At 71.4% G+C, this 15,844-nt stretch carries 12 protein-coding genes; 6 read left to right on the plus strand and 6 right to left on the minus strand.

Going from position 1 to position 15,844, the window contains the following annotated elements; translation table 11 throughout:
- The first annotated feature begins 98 nt into the window (after window positions 1-98).
- Window positions 99-2,849 (plus strand): pyruvate, phosphate dikinase, encoded by a 2,751-nt coding sequence (ppdK, locus tag SAVERM_RS29170; RefSeq protein WP_010987056.1) that lies wholly within the window; start codon window positions 99-101, stop codon window positions 2,847-2,849.
- A 142-nt stretch (window positions 2,850-2,991) separates the two neighbouring features.
- Here the strand turns inward: ppdK and SAVERM_RS29175 are convergent, their stop codons facing one another.
- Both SAVERM_RS29175 and SAVERM_RS29180 read right to left on the minus strand, forming a co-directional pair.
- Window positions 2,992-4,485, minus strand: a complete 1,494-nt coding sequence (locus SAVERM_RS29175) for a sensor histidine kinase (RefSeq protein ID WP_010987057.1) — start codon at window positions 4,483-4,485, stop codon at window positions 2,992-2,994.
- Window positions 4,482-5,330 carry a response regulator transcription factor gene (locus SAVERM_RS29180; RefSeq protein WP_010987058.1) on the minus strand — a complete coding sequence of 283 codons (849 nt, stop codon included), beginning with the start codon at window positions 5,328-5,330 and terminating at the stop codon, window positions 4,482-4,484. Before SAVERM_RS29180 ends, SAVERM_RS29175 begins: the two co-directional genes overlap by 4 nt.
- A 238-nt stretch (window positions 5,331-5,568) precedes the next feature.
- On the opposite strand from SAVERM_RS29180, the gene SAVERM_RS29185 reads away from it, so the two are divergent.
- The 3 genes from SAVERM_RS29185 to SAVERM_RS29195 are packed head-to-tail and all read left to right on the plus strand — an operon-like array spanning window position 5,569 to window position 9,253.
- Window positions 5,569-6,174 carry a carbonic anhydrase gene (locus tag SAVERM_RS29185; protein WP_010987059.1) on the plus strand — a complete coding sequence of 202 codons (606 nt, stop codon included), beginning with the start codon at window positions 5,569-5,571 and terminating at the stop codon, window positions 6,172-6,174.
- Entirely contained in the window at window positions 6,171-8,288 is a 2,118-nt protein-coding gene (locus SAVERM_RS29190) for a SulP family inorganic anion transporter (protein WP_010987060.1), read from the plus strand. The genes SAVERM_RS29185 and SAVERM_RS29190 overlap by 4 nt, the downstream gene beginning before the upstream one ends.
- Before the next feature lie 38 nt (window positions 8,289-8,326).
- Complete coding sequence (locus tag SAVERM_RS29195; protein ID WP_010987061.1) at window positions 8,327-9,253, plus strand: oxidoreductase; 927 nt, start codon at window positions 8,327-8,329, stop codon at window positions 9,251-9,253.
- An 87-nt stretch (window positions 9,254-9,340) separates the two neighbouring features.
- Here the strand turns inward: SAVERM_RS29195 and nirD are convergent, their stop codons facing one another.
- Window positions 9,341-9,691: a nitrite reductase small subunit NirD gene (nirD, locus tag SAVERM_RS29200; RefSeq protein ID WP_010987062.1), complete on the minus strand. Its 351-nt coding sequence runs from the start codon at window positions 9,689-9,691 to the stop codon at window positions 9,341-9,343.
- Window positions 9,688-12,294 carry a nitrite reductase large subunit NirB gene (gene nirB, locus SAVERM_RS29205; RefSeq protein WP_010987063.1) on the minus strand — a complete coding sequence of 869 codons (2,607 nt, stop codon included), beginning with the start codon at window positions 12,292-12,294 and terminating at the stop codon, window positions 9,688-9,690. Before nirB ends, nirD begins: the two co-directional genes overlap by 4 nt.
- Window positions 12,295-12,683: 389 nt before the next feature.
- Between nirB and SAVERM_RS29210 the strand changes: the two genes are divergently transcribed.
- Window positions 12,684-13,466 carry a sulfite exporter TauE/SafE family protein gene (locus tag SAVERM_RS29210; RefSeq protein ID WP_010987064.1) on the plus strand — a complete coding sequence of 261 codons (783 nt, stop codon included), beginning with the start codon at window positions 12,684-12,686 and terminating at the stop codon, window positions 13,464-13,466.
- Between the two features lie 101 nt (window positions 13,467-13,567).
- On the opposite strand, the gene SAVERM_RS29215 is transcribed toward SAVERM_RS29210, so the two are convergent.
- Together SAVERM_RS29215 and SAVERM_RS29220 are read right to left on the minus strand one after the other, a co-directional pair.
- On the minus strand, window positions 13,568-14,188 hold the full coding sequence (locus SAVERM_RS29215; RefSeq protein WP_010987065.1) for a class F sortase: 621 nt from the start codon (window positions 14,186-14,188) through the stop codon (window positions 13,568-13,570).
- Between the two features lie 117 nt (window positions 14,189-14,305).
- On the minus strand, window positions 14,306-14,815 hold the full coding sequence (locus SAVERM_RS29220) for a hypothetical protein (protein ID WP_010987066.1): 510 nt from the start codon (window positions 14,813-14,815) through the stop codon (window positions 14,306-14,308).
- 366 nt (window positions 14,816-15,181) lie between these two features.
- Here SAVERM_RS29220 and SAVERM_RS29225 point away from each other — a divergent pair, with 366 nt between their 5' ends.
- The gene (locus tag SAVERM_RS29225) at window positions 15,182-15,844 is read left to right on the plus strand and encodes an NADPH-dependent FMN reductase (protein ID WP_078234527.1); all 663 of its coding nucleotides are present in this window, start codon (window positions 15,182-15,184) and stop codon (window positions 15,842-15,844) included.

Here is a 15,844-nt window from a genome sequence, read left to right on the forward strand (position 1 = left end):
AGGCGCATGACGCGCAAGTGGACGTACCCAGGTGCCTTCGATCTGGGTATGTTCCTCGCCGTCAGGGCAGCCACCGCGTCCTCGAGGAGTCGAGACCCGTGTCGGAAAACAAAGATCCCCAGGTAGCTGACGTAGCCGAGAGCGGCGTCGCGGGCGTGAAGTTCGTTTATGACTTCACCGAGGGCAACAAGGACCTCAAGGACCTCCTCGGCGGCAAGGGTGCGAACCTCGCCGAGATGACCAACCTGGGCCTTCCCGTCCCTCCGGGCTTCACGATCACCACTGAGGCGTGCAAGACCTACCTCGACAGTGGCGAGGAGCCGGCGGCACTGCGTGACGAGGTGAGTGCGCACCTCGACGCCCTCGAGGCGAAGATGGGCAAGAAGCTCGGCCAGGCCGACGACCCGCTCCTGGTGTCCGTCCGTTCCGGTGCGAAGTTCTCCATGCCGGGCATGATGGACACGGTCCTGAACATCGGCCTCTCCGACAAGTCGGTGCAGGGCCTGGCCAAGCAGGCCGGCGACGACCGCTTCGCGTGGGACTCGTACCGCCGCCTCATCCAGATGTTCGGCAAGACGGTCCTCGGCGTCGACGGCGAACTCTTCGAGGACGCGCTGGAGGCGGCGAAGGCGGCCAAGAAGGTCACGATCGACACGGACCTCGAGGCGGCCGACCTCAAGAGGCTCGTCACCAAGTTCAAGAAGATCGTCAAGACCGAGGCGGGCCGGGACTTCCCGCAGGACGCGCGCGAGCAGATGGACCTCGCCATCCACGCGGTCTTCGACTCCTGGAACACCGACCGCGCCAAGCTCTACCGCCGTCAGGAGCGCATCCCGCACGACCTCGGCACGGCGGTCAACGTCTGTTCGATGGTCTTCGGCAACCTGGGCCCCGACTCGGGCACGGGTGTGGCCTTCACCCGGGACCCCGCCTCCGGCCACCAGGGCGTCTACGGCGACTACCTCCAGAACGCCCAGGGCGAGGACGTGGTCGCGGGCATCCGCAACACGGTCCCGCTCGCCGAGCTGGAGCAGATCGACAAGAAGTCGTACGACCAGCTGATGCAGATCATGGCGACCTTGGAGAACCACTACAAGGACCTCTGCGACATCGAGTTCACCATCGAGCGCGGCCAGCTGTGGATGCTCCAGACCCGCGTCGGCAAGCGCACGGCGGGCGCGGCCTTCCGGATCGCGACGCAGCTGGTGGACCAGGGCCTGATCGACGAGGCGGAGGCGCTCCAGCGGGTCAACGGCGCCCAGCTCGCGCAGCTGATGTTCCCGCGCTTCGACGACCAGGCGAAGGTCGAGCAGATCGGCCGGGGCATCGCGGCGTCGCCGGGCGCCGCGGTCGGCAAGGCGGTCTTCGACTCGTACACGGCGATCAAGTGGTCGCGTTCGGGCGAGAAGGTCATCCTGATCCGCCGGGAGACGAACCCGGACGACCTGGACGGCATGATCGCGGCGGAGGGCATCCTGACCTCGCGCGGCGGCAAGACGTCGCACGCGGCCGTCGTGGCCCGGGGCATGGGCAAGACCTGTGTGTGCGGTGCGGAGGAGCTCGAGGTCGACACGAAGCGGCGCCGGATGACGGCTCCCGGCGGTGTCGTGGTCGAGGAGGGCGACGTCGTCTCCATCGACGGTTCGAGCGGCAAGGTGTACCTGGGTGAGGTGCCGGTCGTGCCCTCCCCCGTGGTGGAGTACTTCGAGGGCCGGATGCACGCGGGTGCCGACGACGCCGACGAGCTGGTGGCGGCGGTGCACCGGATCATGGCGTTCGCGGACCGCAAGCGCCGGCTGCGGGTGCGGGCGAACGCGGACAACGCGGAGGACGCGCTGCGGGCGCGCCGCTTCGGGGCGCAGGGCATCGGCCTGTGCCGCACGGAGCACATGTTCCTGGGCGACCGCCGGGAGCTGGTCGAGCGCCTGATCCTCGCCGACACGGACGCGGAGCGCGAGGAGTCCCTCAAGGAACTGCTCCCGCTCCAGAAGAAGGACTTCATCGAGCTGTTCGAGGCGATGGACGGCCTGCCGGTGACGGTCCGGCTCCTGGACCCGCCGCTGCACGAGTTCCTGCCGGACATCACGGAGCTGTCGGTCCGTGTCGCGCTCGCCGAGTCCCGCAAGGACTCCAACGAGAACGACCTGCGCCTGCTCCAGGCGGTGCACCGGCTGCACGAGCAGAACCCGATGCTGGGCCTGCGCGGTGTCCGTCTCGGCCTGGTCATCCCCGGCCTGTTCACCATGCAGGTGCGGGCGATCGCGGAGGCGGCGGCGGAGCGGAAGGCCGCGAAGGGCGACCCGCGGGCCGAGATCATGATCCCGCTGGTGGGCACGGTCCAGGAGCTGGAGATCGTGCGCGACGAGGCGGACCAGGTCATCGCGGAGGTGCAGGCGGCGACGGGTACGGAGCTGAAGCTGGCCATCGGCACGATGATCGAGCTGCCGCGCGCCGCGCTCACGGCCGGTCAGATCGCCGAGGCGGCCGAGTTCTTCTCCTTCGGCACGAACGACCTGACGCAGACGGTGTGGGGCTTCAGCCGGGACGACGTGGAGGCCTCCTTCTTCACCGCGTACCTGGAGAAGGGCATCTTCGGTGTCTCCCCGTTCGAGACGATCGACAAGGACGGCGTGGGCAAGCTGGTCCGCGACGCGGCGGTCGCGGGCCGGGCGACGCGGCCCGACCTGAAGCTGGGCGTGTGCGGCGAGCACGGCGGCGACCCGGAGTCGGTCCACTTCTTCCACGAGGTCGGCCTCGACTACGTGTCCTGCTCGCCGTTCCGGATTCCGGTGGCCCGCCTGGAGGCGGGGCGCGCGGCCTCGCAGTCGGCGGGAAGCGACCACCGGTAAAGGCTCCGGAGCCCTTGTCGGTCACCTGACCCTCACCGACACGGCGACGGCTCCGGCGTGCAAGACGAAGGGGCGGCACCCTTGTGCGGGGGTGCCGCCCCTTCGGCGTGGGCCGCCTGCGAGTGGCCGACGTCGGAGACGCTCAGGCCGGCACGGCCGGAGCCCCGCGGCGGCGCCGGCCCTCTCTGCCGGAGGGGTGGCTGTGGGCGGGCGGTCGCGCGGACGGCAGGCGGACCACCGCGTCGAGGCCCCCGCGCCGCGCCGGCCGCAGCTCGACCTCGCCGCCGCTCGCGTGGGTCAGCCGCTGGACCAGGGCCAGGCCCAGGCCCGTACCGCCCTTGGGCGCGTCGGGGGCGCGCCAGAAGCGGTCGAAGGCGCGGCGGCGCTGTTCCTCGGTCATGCCCGGTCCCTCGTCCATGACGTGGAGGGCGACCCGCGACGGCCGGGACGGGTCCGGCGGGCGGTGGTGGAAGCGGCGCTCCGGGGCCGGCGGGCGGCGTACGTCGAGGGTGACCGCGGAGCCCGACGGCGCCACCCTCAGCGCGTTCGACAGCAGGTTGTCCAGGATCTGCTCGATCGCCCCGGGCACCGCCAGCACCTGTCCGGCGGGGTCGCCGAGCAGGACCAGCCGGACGCCGTGCTGCTCGAACAGCGGGGTCCAGGTGCGGTGCCGTTCGGCGCAGACCCGGTCCAGGTCGACCGGTTCGCGGGTGGCCGCGCTCTCGTCGAGGCGGGCCATCGCCAGCAGCCCCTCGACCATCCGCGCCAGTCGGTCCGTCTCCGTCATCGCGGCGGTCAGGCCGGGGCGGGCGTGCGGCGCCATCCCGGACTCCAGGTTCTCCAGGCGCAGCCGCAGCGCCGCCAGCGGGGTCTTCAGCTGGTGCGAGGCCTCCCCGGCGAAGGCGCGCTGCGATGCCAGCAGATGTTCCAGGCGGGCCGCGGTGCGGTTGAACGTGGCCGCCAGACTGCGCACCTCCGGCGGTCCCGTGGTGACCGCCACGGGCGTCGCCGTGCCGCCGTCGGCCAACTGGTGTGTGGCGCGCTCGAGTTCGCGGATCGGGTGGCCCGTCCAGCGGGCGATCGCGAAGCCCACGACCGCGACCGCGGTGAGCACCGCGAGCCCGCCCAGCGCCAGCAGCAGCCAGACGTGGTGCACTCTGGAGTGCACCGTCCGCGTGGGAAGCGTGATCCACACGGCGCCCTGCCGGTACGCGCCGTGCCGGACCGGGGCCGCGACGGACAGGTACTGCACACCGCCGATCGTGGACGTCCGTACGTCCACCGTCGACGTGCCGCGCAGCGCGGCCGCGATGCCGGGGCGGGCGGCGAGTCCCCGCACCTCGGCGGTGGACAGCGGGTGCGACGTGGCCAGCAGGCCGCCGGACTCGTCCACGATCACCACCTTGCCGCCGATGCGCTCGGCGCAGTGGGCGGCCCGGTCGGGCAGGTCCCGCTCGGCCCGGCCCGCGGTGATGGACAGCGAGGCGTACATGGACACGGACTCGGACTCGTCCCTCGCCTTGCCCACGACCCGTTCCCGTTCGCCCCGCGAGTAGACGAAGCCCAGCGGTATCTCCAGGCAGAGCAGGACGAGGGCGGCGAGGCTGAGGTAGCTGAGCAGCAGCCGACGGGTCACGGGTAGGCCACCTGCTGATGCCGCCGCCTGCTCGGCTCGGTGTGCACGGCCAGCCGGAAACCCACTCCACGCAGCGTCTGGATCCACGCCGGGTGGCCCAACTTCCGCCGCAGCGTGGCGACATGGACGTCGAGCGTCTTGGTCGGGCCCTGGTAGTGCGGATCCCACACGCGGTCGAGGATCTGCTGCCGCGAGTACACGGCGCCCGGGTCCTCGGTGAGCAGCGCGAGCAGTTCGAACTCCTTCGGGGTGAGCACGACGGGCTGCTCGCCGACCCAGACCTGGCGGGTCCTGCGGTCCACGACGAGCGGGCCGGGTCCGGGGGCGGGGTGCGGCGGGGGCTCGTACGAGGGCCGCGGTGCCGGTTCGTGCGACGGCGGGGGTGCGGTTTGGTACGCGGGGGCGGACGTGGGCTCGTACGAAGGTGCCGGGGGCGGCGACGGTGTCGATGTCGGTGTCGGCGGTGTGGGCTCGTGGGCCGGTCGGGCGCGCTGTGTTCGCCGTGTCACCGCCCGCACCCGGGCCACCAGCTCCCGCATGCTGAAAGGTTTCGCCAAGTAGTCGTCGGCGCCGAGCTCCAGGCCCAGCACCCGGTCGGCCTCCTCGCCCCGCGCGCTGAGGATGACGATGGGGACGCCGGAGACCTGCCGGATGCCCCGGCAGACGTCGATGCCGTCCATGTCCGGCAACCCGAGGTCGAGCAGGACGACATCCCCGTACGGACCTCTCAGGCCCTCGGTGCCCGTGGCGACGTGATCAACCGTCAGTCCGAAGTGCCCGAGCCCTTCGGCGAGTGGTTCGGCGATTGTCTCGTCGTCCTCGATGAGCAGCACTCGTAGGCCCATACGTCGCGTCTCTCCTTGACTTGGCCGGACCGCACGAACAATTCCATTTCCGTGCGGTGGAGTTGAGCTGTGGAGTTGAGCTGTGAAGTTGACACGCTACAAGAAGAAGGTGCGCCGGGCGAGGCCGGACAAAGAATGGACTATTCCTGGCGGCGCTTTAGTGTTGGCTTAACCTTCGTCTGGTCATGACCCCTCTACGGTGGCACCACCTGGTCGAACTCCCTGTTCAGGAGGTGTCGTGAAGGAATTGCTTGACCATGCCCGGTCGTTCAAGCGGCAGGTCGATTTCGAGAGCGGTGAATACCGGAAACTGGCCGAGGGGCAATATCCCGAGGCGCTCTTCATCACCTGTTCGGACTCACGGGTCATACCCGCCCTGATCACAGGCGCACGGCCCGGAGAGATATTCGAGCTGCGGAACGCGGGAAACATCGTTCCGCCGCACGGACAGCACGGGGCCTCAGGCGAGGCCGCCACCATCGAGTACGCGCTGGAGGTGCTCGGAGTTCAGAATGTCGTGGTGTGCGGTCACTCACACTGCGGGGCGATGGGAGCGCTGAAGTCCGGCGACGACCTGTCCATGCTGCCGGGCGTGGACGCCTGGCTGGAGCTGGCCCGCCCGGACCTCGCGCCGATGCTCGGCACGGCCTGCGACGACCCGTCGCTGCCCGACGTGGCGCAGTGCAACATCGTCAACCAGCTCTCCACGCTGCGGAGTTACCCGGTGGTGCGGCAGCGGCTGGAGACGGGCCTGCTGCGGCTGCACGGCTGGTACTACGAGGTCGACACCGGCCAGGTGTACGAGCTGGACGACGACGGGCGCTTCCGGGTGCACGCCGGATGAGCGGGTCGCATGCGCGTGGCCGCGTTCCGGCGCACACCAGGACGGCCGCGAAGACGGTGACGAAGACGGCGACGAAGACGGCCACGAAGACCGCTACCGACGCGGCCACGGAGACCGTGCCGGAGACAGCCACGAGGACCGCCCCGAAGGCGGGGGCGAAGGCTGACCTCGGTACGGAGATCACCGCCTCCCTCGTCGTCTTCCTCGTCGCCCTGCCCCTGTGCATCGGGGTCGCCGTCGCGTCCGGCGTCCCGGCCGAGCTGGGGATCATCTCCGGGGTGATCGGCGGGCTGGTGGTGGGGGCCGCCCGGGGCAGCACCCTCCAGGTCAGCGGACCCGCCGCCGGGCTCGCCGCGCTCGTCTCGGAGACCGTCCTGGAGCACGGGGTGGCCATGCTCGGCGTGATCGTCCTGGGCTCCGGCATCCTTCAGATCGTCCTCGGACTGGTCCGGCTCGGGCGACTGTTCCAGGCGATCTCCCTCGCCGTCGTCCAGGGCATGCTGGCCGGCATCGGACTGCCGCTGATGTTCAGCCAGGCGTACCCGATGGCCGACACCAAGGCCCCCGGCACCCCCATCGAGAACATGGCCGGGATTCCCGGACTGCTCGGCGAAACGGTCACTCATCCCCAGGCCGCCATCGCCGCCCTGCTCGGCATCGTCACCATCGTGCTGAGCTTTCTGTGGAAGAAGATGCCGGGCCCGGTCAAGAAGATCCCGGCCGCGCTCGTCGCCGTCGGCATCGGCATCGCGGTGGCCGCGCTGCCCGGCGTGAACGTGAAGACCCTCCAGGTCGGGAATCTGCCGGCCGCCGTGCGGATGCCGGGACCCGAGCAGTTCGCGGGGCTGGCGGACGCGGCGATCATCTCGTCCGTCCTCACCTTCACGGTCATCGCGTCGGCGGAGAGCCTGTTCACCGCCGCCGCCGTGGACCGGATGCACAGCGGGCCGCGCACCCGTTACAACGCCGAACTCATCGCTCAGGGCGCCGGCAACACCGTGGCCGGCATCCTCGGGGCGCTCCCCATCACCGCGGTCGTCGCACGCAGTTCGGCGAACGTGCAGGCGGGCGCCACGACCCGGCTCTCCCGCGTCCTGCACGGCCTGTGGCTGCTCGCCTTCGCGCTGCTGCTGCCCCAGGTCCTCGCGCTGATCCCGATCTCGGTACTGGCCGGGGTCCTCGTGCACAGCGGCTGGAAGCTGTTCGCGCCCGAGGAGTTCCCGAAGATGTGGCGCCAGGACCGGGGCGAGTTCGCCGTCATGACCCTCACCACGCTGGTCATCGTGGCGACCGCGCTGCTCGAAGGCGTCCTGATCGGGCTCGCCGCCGGGATCGTGCTGGCGGCGCTGCGCATGTCGCAGACGGTCATCAGGCAGCACCTCGACGAGGACACGGCCAAGGTCGTCATGGCCGGCAACGCCACCTTCCTGCGGCTGCCGCAGGTGATCGAGGCACTGGAGGCCGCCGCCGCGTCGGGCAGGCCACGGATCCGGCTGGATCTGACCGGGGTGACCCATCTGGACCACGCCTGCCGCAACCAGGTCGAGGACTTCACCGCGCAGCAGCGGGGGCTGGGGCTGCGGGTGGAGCTGCTGATGCCGGGGCCGGCGAAGGCGGGGCCCGCGGAGACTGGGCCCGTCGGCCGGGCCGGGGCGATGGCGTCCGCGCCGGGTTCCGGGGGCGCGGACACACCGTCCGCGCGGGATTCCGGGGCCGGGGCGATGACCTCCGCGTCGGGGGCTTGGGCGCAAGCGGCGGCCCCAGGGTCCTGGACCGAAGCATCGGCGCCGGGCTCCTGGGAGGAGGCGAGGACGTCGGGCTCTTGGGAGGAGGCAAGGCCGCCTGCGTCGCCCCCGGCGGGCGCGGCGGGCGCGGCGGAGTCGTTCCGTCAGGGCTACCGCCACGGGTCGCGGGGCTACCGCACAGCGCCGCTCCCCAGGCGCCGCCGCGCCGCTGCCCCCGTCGAGGAGAGCGCCCCGGTGGAGGCACCCGCCATGGCCGAGGCGCCCGCGACGGCCGAGGCACCCGCCCCGGCGCCGAGCCCCACCGCCGAGTGGTTCTACCTGGACACGAGCCTCAGCGACCCCGACGACTGCGCGGGACGCCTAGGCTGAGGCCACTCCACTTGTCCGTCTGCGGAGGGAGCTGGGCCATGGCCGACTGGAACACGAGCGACATCCCCGATCAGCGGGGGCGCGTCGTCGTGGTCACCGGCGCCAACAGCGGGCTCGGGTACGTCACGGCCCGCGAGCTGGCGCGCAAGGGGGCGCGGGTGGTGCTCGCGTGCCGGAGCGAGGCACGGGGTGCCGAGGCCGGGGACCGACTGGCCGCCGAACTGCCGGGCGCCGAGGTGGAGCTCGGGCGGCTGGACCTCGGGGACCTCGGCTCCGTAAGGGACTTCGCGGCCTGGTTCCCGTACGAGCGGCTCGATCTGCTGGTCAACAACGCCGGGGTGATGGCGCTGCCGTACGGGACGACGGCGGACGGGTTCGAGACGCAGTTCGGCGTCAACCACCTCGGGCACTTCGCGCTCACCGGGCTCCTCCTGCCGACGCTGCTCGGCACGCCCGGCGCGCGGGTGGTGACGGTCTCCAGCGGCATGCACGCCCTCGCCAACATCGACATCCACGACCTCAACGGCGAGCGCCGCTACCGCCGTTGGATCGCCTACGCGCGCTCCAAGACCGCCAACCTGCTCTTCACGCACGAGCTGACTCGCAGGCTGGCGGCGCACGGGTCGGAGGTGCTCGCAGCCGCCGCCCATCCGGGGTACGCGGCCACCAATCTGCAGACCGCCGGGGTGCGGATGGAGGGGCGCCGCGCCGCCGAGCGGATCGTGGAGCTCGGAAACAGGGTCCTCGCGCAGCCGGCGGAGGCCGGCGCCCTGCCCGTCCTGTACGCCGCGACCGCTCCCGAGGTGCGCCCCGACTCCTTCACCGGCCCGTCGTTCGCGGGGTGGCGCGGGGCGCCCGCGCCGTCCTGGCGGGCACCCTGGACCCTCAACGACGCGATGGGGGAGCGGCTTTGGTCCGCCTCGGAGCAGCTCACGGGTGTGACGTACGAGGCACTGAAGGTCTGACGAGCGTCGGAGACGACGAGGAACCCCCGCGAACCCGGGACGGACACGGCGGCCTCGGCCGGCTCGGCTGCCTCGGTGGCGGCGTCGCTACGAGGTACGCACCTCGTACGTGGCGATGCGGACCGACTCGTCGTCCAGGCACTGCCCCGACTCCAGGTCGAACCGCTGCTTGAGGAGCGGGGAGGCGACGAACGGGCGGCCCTGGTGGGTGCCGGTGAGGCCGCGGGACAGGACGGCCGCGCCGCTGAACGGGTCGCGGTTGTCGATGCCGTACACACGGCCCGCGCGGTCGAGGAAGAGGGCCACCTGGCAGCCGTCGGGCAGCAGCGCGGCCACCCCGCGTCCCGGCGTCAGCAGGGACAGGTCGCAGATGGACAACCAGTCTCCCCCCAGGCTGAGGTGAACCTTCAGGGCGGTCGTCTCGGGTGCCAGGGTCATCGCTGGGCGCTTCCTTCCAGGGGTCGGTGGCCGATGGTCAGCAGCGGCAGGTCGGGCTTGATCTGGTCGCGCTCGGGGACGAAGCCGACGACCGGGTCGGGGGTGTCGGGCGCGTTGACGAACGACACGAACCGGGCCAGCTTCTCGGGGTCGTTGATGGTCTCGGTCCACTCGTCGCGGTAGTTCGCCACGTGTGCCGTCATCAGTGATTCCAGCTCCTCGCAGATGCCGAGCGAGTCGTGCACGACCACGTCGCGGATGTGGTCCAGGCCGCCGGGGATCCGCTCCAGCCAGACCGATGTGCGCTCCAGACGGTCGGCCGTACGGATGTAGAACATCAGGAACCGGTCGATGAGACGGACCAGTTCGGCGTCGGACAGGTCCTGGGCGAGCAGGTCCGCGTGGCGCGGGGTGGCGCCGCCGTTGCCGCCGACGTACAGGTTCCAGCCGTTGGCCGTGGCGATGATGCCGAAGTCCTTCGACTGGGCCTCGGCGCACTCACGGGCGCAGCCGGAGACCGCCGACTTGAGCTTGTGCGGAGACCTGAGGCCCCGGTACCGCAGCTCCAGGTCGATCGCCATCCGGACCGAGTCCTGCACGCCGTAGCGGCACCAGGACTGGCCCACACAGGACTTGACCGTGCGCAGCGACTTCCCGTACGCGTGACCGGACTCGAAGCCGGCGTCCACCAACCTGGTCCAGATGAGCGGGAGCTGTTCGACCCGGGCGCCGAACAGGTCGATGCGCTGGCCGCCCGTGATCTTCGTGTAGAGACCGAAGTCCCGTGCCACCTCGCCGATCACGATCAGCTTCTCGGGCGTGATCTCGCCACCGGGAATGCGCGGCACGATCGAGTACGAGCCGTTCTTCTGAAGGTTGGCGAGGAAGTGGTCGTTGGTGTCCTGGAGGGCCGACTGCTCGCCGTCGAGGACATAGCCGTTCGCGCCGATCGTCGGGGCCAGCGAGGCGATGATCGAGCCGACCGTCGGCTTGCAGACCTCGCAGCCGTCACCGCCGCGCGCACCCTCGCGCCCGTACCGGTCGAGCAGGCTCCGGTACGAGGTGATGCGCAGGGCGAGGACGATCTCGTACAGCTCCTCGCGGGTCTGGGTGAAGCAGCCGCACAGACCGTGGTCGACCTCGACGCCGCTCGCCGTCAGCTCGTCGTTGACGAGCTGGCCGAGGACCTTGACGCAACTCCCGCACCCGGTACCGGCCTTGGTGCACTTCTTGACCTCGGGGAGCGTCGTGCAGGAGTGCTCGGTGACCGCGCCGCGGATCGCGCCCTTGGTGACGTTGTGGCAGGAGCAGATGACGGCGGAGTCGGGCAGCGCGGAGGGTCCGAGGGCCACGCCGCCGCCCCCGCCCGCCGGCAGTACCAGCTGCTCGGGGGAGACGGGCGGCACGGAGCCGGTGAGCGCGCGCAGGGTGCCGTACGCGTCCGCGTCGCCGACCAGGATCCCGCCGAGCAGTTCGCCGTCCCGGCCGATGACCAGCTTCTTGTACGTGCCCGAGCGGGAGTCCGCGTAGACGACGTCGAGGCAGCCGGCGGTCGCTCCGTGCGCGTCGCCGAAGGAGGCGACGTCGACACCGAGGAGCTTCAGCTTGGTCGAGAGGTCGGCTCCCGTGAAGGAGGAGTCGGCGGAGGCGATCGTCGCGGCGGCCGTCTCGGCCATCTCGTACCCCGGCGCGACCAGCCCGTACACCCGGCCGTCCGCCGCGAGCGCGCACTCGCCGATCGCGAAGACGTGCGGGTCCTCGGTACGGCACTGCGCGTCCACCGCGATGCCGCCGCGCTCGCCGACCGGCAGTCCGCAGTCCCGCGCGAGCTGGTCCCGGGGGCGTACACCGGCCGAGAACACCACCAGATCCGTGGCGAGTTCGGAGCCGTCGGACAGCTTCATGCCGGTCACCGCGCCGTCGTCACCGGTGACGATCTCCTGCGTACCCGTGCCGGTGTGGACCGTCAGCCCCATGTCCTCGATGGTGCGCAGGAGCGCCGCGCCACCGCCGGCGTCCACCTGTACGGGCATCAGCCGCGGCGCGAACTCCACGATGTGCGAGGTGAGTCCGAGTCCCTTGAGCGCGCCGGCCGCCTCGAGTCCGAGCAGCCCGCCGCCGACGACGGCACCCGTGGTGGCCCGTGACTTCGCGTACGCCTCGATCGCGAGCAGGTCCTCGATCGTGCGGTAGACGAAGCAGCCCTCGGCGTCCTTGCCGGGGACCGGCGGCACGAAGGGGTAGGAACCGGTGGCGAGGACGAGGGTGTCGTACGCGATCACCAGCCCGGAGCGGGCCGTCACGGTCCGCGCCTCCCGGTCGACCGTCTCGGCCGGATCGCCGAGGCGCAGGTCGATGCCGTGCTCCGTGATGAACTCCGCGTCCGTCATGGAGAGTTCGTCGGGAGTCGTGCCCGAGAAGTACGAGGTCAGCTGGACCCGGTCGTATGCGGGGCGTGGCTCCTCGCACAGCACGACCACGCGGTGCGTGGCGGTCAGGCCGCGCTCGGCGAGCGCTTCGAGGAAGCGCTGGCCGACCATGCCATGGCCGACGAGCACGATCGTGGGGCGGTGGCCGGTCCCCACAAGTGCGGTCGTGGACATCAGGAGCCTCCATCGTTGGTGAGCAGGTGGTGCGGTGGTGCGGTGGTGCGGTGGAGCGGTGCTGCGGTGTCGCGGTGCTGCGGTGGTGCGTCGGCGGCGGCGGCGGGAGCGGAGCGGCTCTGCTCCCTCACAGCGCCGGGGGAGTGCCCCGACGGTGCCGAGTTCGCCGAACAGTCATGACCGCAGCGTGCGATGCCGGTGTTACCCGGCCGCATCACACCTGTTTCCCGGGGGGAACGCTGCCCTCAGCGGGGGCGCGGTGGAGGTGTGAGGGTTCGGCGCGGGCGTCGGGAGACCGGTGTGAGACGGGGACGTGGCGCCGGGCCGAACCTCAGAAGACCCTCAGGTCCGTGGACGGCACACCTACCCCGTCCCATAAGGTCCCGATCATGCCTGACATATCGCTGACCATGGTCGTCGTCCTGTGTTTCGCCGCGCTCGCGGCCGGCTGGATCGACGCGGTGGTGGGTGGCGGCGGGCTGTTGCTGCTGCCGGCGATGCTGCTCGGGCTGCCGGGCGGCACCCCGGCCGCGTACGCGCTCGGCACCAACAAGGCCGTGGCGATCGTCGGGACGGCGGGTGCGGCGGTGACGTACGCCCGCAAGACCCGGGTCGATGTGGGGACCGCCGTACGGATCGGCCTGGCGGCGCTCGCCGGGTCCACGGCCGGCGCGTTCGTGGCCGCCGGGCTGAGTACGGCCGTGCTGAAGCCGGTCGTCATGGTGGTGCTGCTCGGCGTCGGCACCTTCGTGATCCTGCGGCCCGCCTTCGGCATGGCCCCGTCGACCGAGCCCGTCTCGGTGCGCCGGATGCTCGCGGCGATCGGCCTCGCGGGCCTCGGCATCGGCTTCTACGACGGGCTCATCGGCCCCGGCACGGGGACGTTCCTGGTGCTGGCCCTGACCGCGCTCCTCCACCTCGACCTGGTGACGGCCTCCGCCACCGCCAAGATCGTCAACTGCTGCACCAACGCGGGTGCCCTCGCGACCTTCGCCTGGAAGGGCACGGTGTTCTGGCAGCTGGCCGCGCTGATGGCCGTCTTCAACCTCGTCGGCGGCATGGTCGGAGCCCACACGGCGCTGAAGAAGGGCAGCGGGTTCGTCCGGGTCGTGCTGCTGACCGTGGTGTTCGCGCTGGTCGCCAATCTGGCCTACAACCAGTGGATCGCGTAGCCCTCAACGGTCTTCGGACGGCTCCTCAACGGTCCTCGGACGGCCCCTCATCGGTCTTCGGACGGCTCCTCAACGGTCCTCGGACGGCAACTCAACGGCCCTCAGTGGCTGCCCGTCAGATGGGCGAAGACGACGACGTTCCCCTGATAACCCGTCGTCTTCGAGTAGCCGCCGCCGCAGGTGATGACGCGCAGTTCGGGGCGGCGGGCGGCGCCGTACACCTTCTCGTCGGGGAAGTTCCGGGCCTCGTACACCTCGACGGCGTCGACGGAGAAGACGGCCGTGGCTCCGTCGCGGCGCTGCACCTCTATGGAGCTGCCTTTCTTCAGGGCGCCGAGGTCGTAGAAGACGGCGGGCCCCTCCGCGTTGTCGACGTGCCCGGCGACGATCGCGGTGCCCGTCTCGCCGGGGGTGGTGCCCGCCTCGTACCAGCCCGCGAGGTTCTTCTTCTCGGCGGGCGGTACGTCCAGGCTGCCCTGCGGGGTGAGGAGGAGGCCCATCAGCGGGGCGTCGACGCGGATCGAGGGGATGCGGATGCGGTCGGGCGGGGAGGGCGGCAGCGCGGGCGCCGCGGACTGCTCGCGATCGGCACGGGCCGACGCCTGTGCGGCCGACGGCTGTGGTGGTGCGTGGCTCTCGGCGCCGCTGCCCAGCAGCCATGCGCCGGAGCAGAGGGCGGCCACGGTCACGGACGCTATGGCGATGTTGCCGAACCTGGGCACGCGCGCCTCCTGACTGGTCCCGTTCGCGCCCCACTGCCCCCTCCGGGCCGCGAGGGGCGTCGGACCCGGAGGGGGAGGGGACGGCGGTACCGGTGGACGGACAGCGGAGGGTGTCCGTCAGATCCCGTCGCCTCTCGCCCGGCGATGCAGGAGCCAGGTACCGCCCGCGGCGGCGACGGCAAGAGCCGCCACGCCGGCCGCGGTCTGTACGGGGTCGGTGCCGAGTGCGCCGCCGACCCCAGTCTTCACACTTCCTTTCGGCTGCACCTGCTGCTTGGTGGAGGTCAGTGTGACCATCAGGTCACCCGTCACCTGCCGGCCGCCGGAGCACTTCACGACGATCTCGTACGTCCCCGGCTGCGCGCTCGGCGGCACCCGGAACTGCCCGATGAGGTCATGCTCGTGCGCGCTGGGCGCCAGCGGGAAGGTGCCCGCGCCGACCGCGCTGGCGTCACCCGTGGCCGCGCCGCACGCCGCCGTGTTCGCCGTGATGGTGCCGCCGGGTACGACGGTGGACGGATACACCTCCAGGATGCCGCTGTCGCCGCCGTACGCGGGCGACGCGGCGAGGCCCGCGGCGCCGACGGCGAGCGCGGTGCCGGTCAGCAGACGGGCGGTACGTCGCATGGTGCTTGCTCCTCCGAGAGGGCACGGCCCGCGGCACCCCCATGTGCCGCTGCGTCGGTCGTGCCCCTGCCCTCCCGAGGTAAGTGGCACATGGCCGCGTCCGCTTCCTGACGGAACGTCAAAACTACGCAGAATGGGTGCAGGAGGGGCTCCCCGGAGATCGGCGCCAGGGGAAAAAGTGGCAGGTCACCGGGGTGGGACCGAGGTGTCGCGGAGAAGAACCGGAAGGGTGCGGGGGTGGGCTGTGAACGGGTGACCCGAGTGGTGTGCGGGGGTGCGGCCGAGGGGTTCGGCCGGGGGTGGGGTGCGGTCGGGCGCGGGGCGTGACTTGACCTCAAGATTGGTTGAGGTACCAGGCTGTGCGCCATGAAGACCACAACGACCGTGGAGTTGTCCTCCGCCCCCGTCTCTGCCCCTGTTCCTGTTCCTGTTCCTGCTCCCGCCGCCGCTGCGGCCGACGGCCCGGTCCGGGTCGCCGTCCTCGTCGGCAGCAACCGCCAGGGCCGCTTCGGGCCCGTCGTCGCCGAGTGGCTGCTCGGTCAGGTCCGTGAGCGCGACGACCTCGTGCCCGATGTCGTCGACGTGGCGGAGATTCCGCTGCCGACGACCATGTCCCCGTCCCCCGCGGCGACCGCCGCGCTCGCCGAGGTCACGCCGAAGCTGGCCGCGGCCGACGCGTTCGTCGTCCTCACTCCCGAGTACAACCACTCCTTCCCGGCCGGCCTGAAGAACCTCATCGACTGGCACTACGCCGAGTGGCGCGCCAAGCCGGTCGCCCTCGTCTCCTACGGCGGCGTCTCGGGGGGTCTGCGCGCCGTCGAGCACCTCCGTCAGGTCTTCGCGGAGCTCCACGCGGTGACGGTGCGCGACACGGTGTCGTTCCACGGCGCGAGCGCGGCGTTCGACGAACGGGGCCGGCCCCACGACCCCGCCGGTCCGTCCGCGGCGGCGAAGGTGATGCTGGACCAACTGGTGTGGTGGGCGCAGGCGTTGCGGGAGGCGAAGCGGACGAGGCCGTACGGAGGCTGA

This window comes from Streptomyces avermitilis MA-4680 = NBRC 14893 (assembly GCF_000009765.2).
GTDB classification, from domain to species: Bacteria; Actinomycetota; Actinomycetes; order Streptomycetales; family Streptomycetaceae; genus Streptomyces; species Streptomyces avermitilis.

What these genes read in the sequence shown, in the direction of transcription:
- SAVERM_RS29180 (WP_010987058.1), bottom strand. Translation starts at nt 5,330, where the DNA reads ATGGGCCTACGAGTGCTGCTCATCGAGGACGACGAGACAATCGCCGAA.
- SAVERM_RS29190 (WP_010987060.1), top strand. Translation starts at nt 6,171, where the DNA reads ATGAGCGGGTCGCATGCGCGTGGCCGCGTTCCGGCGCACACCAGGACG.
- SAVERM_RS29195 (WP_010987061.1), top strand. Translation starts at nt 8,327, where the DNA reads ATGGCCGACTGGAACACGAGCGACATCCCCGATCAGCGGGGGCGCGTC.
- nirD (WP_010987062.1), bottom strand. Translation starts at nt 9,691, where the DNA reads ATGACCCTGGCACCCGAGACGACCGCCCTGAAGGTTCACCTCAGCCTG.
- nirB (WP_010987063.1), bottom strand. Translation starts at nt 12,294, where the DNA reads ATGTCCACGACCGCACTTGTGGGGACCGGCCACCGCCCCACGATCGTG.
- SAVERM_RS29210 (WP_010987064.1), top strand. Translation starts at nt 12,684, where the DNA reads ATGCCTGACATATCGCTGACCATGGTCGTCGTCCTGTGTTTCGCCGCG.
- SAVERM_RS29220 (WP_010987066.1), bottom strand. Translation starts at nt 14,815, where the DNA reads ATGCGACGTACCGCCCGTCTGCTGACCGGCACCGCGCTCGCCGTCGGC.
- SAVERM_RS29225 (WP_078234527.1), top strand. Translation starts at nt 15,182, where the DNA reads ATGAAGACCACAACGACCGTGGAGTTGTCCTCCGCCCCCGTCTCTGCC.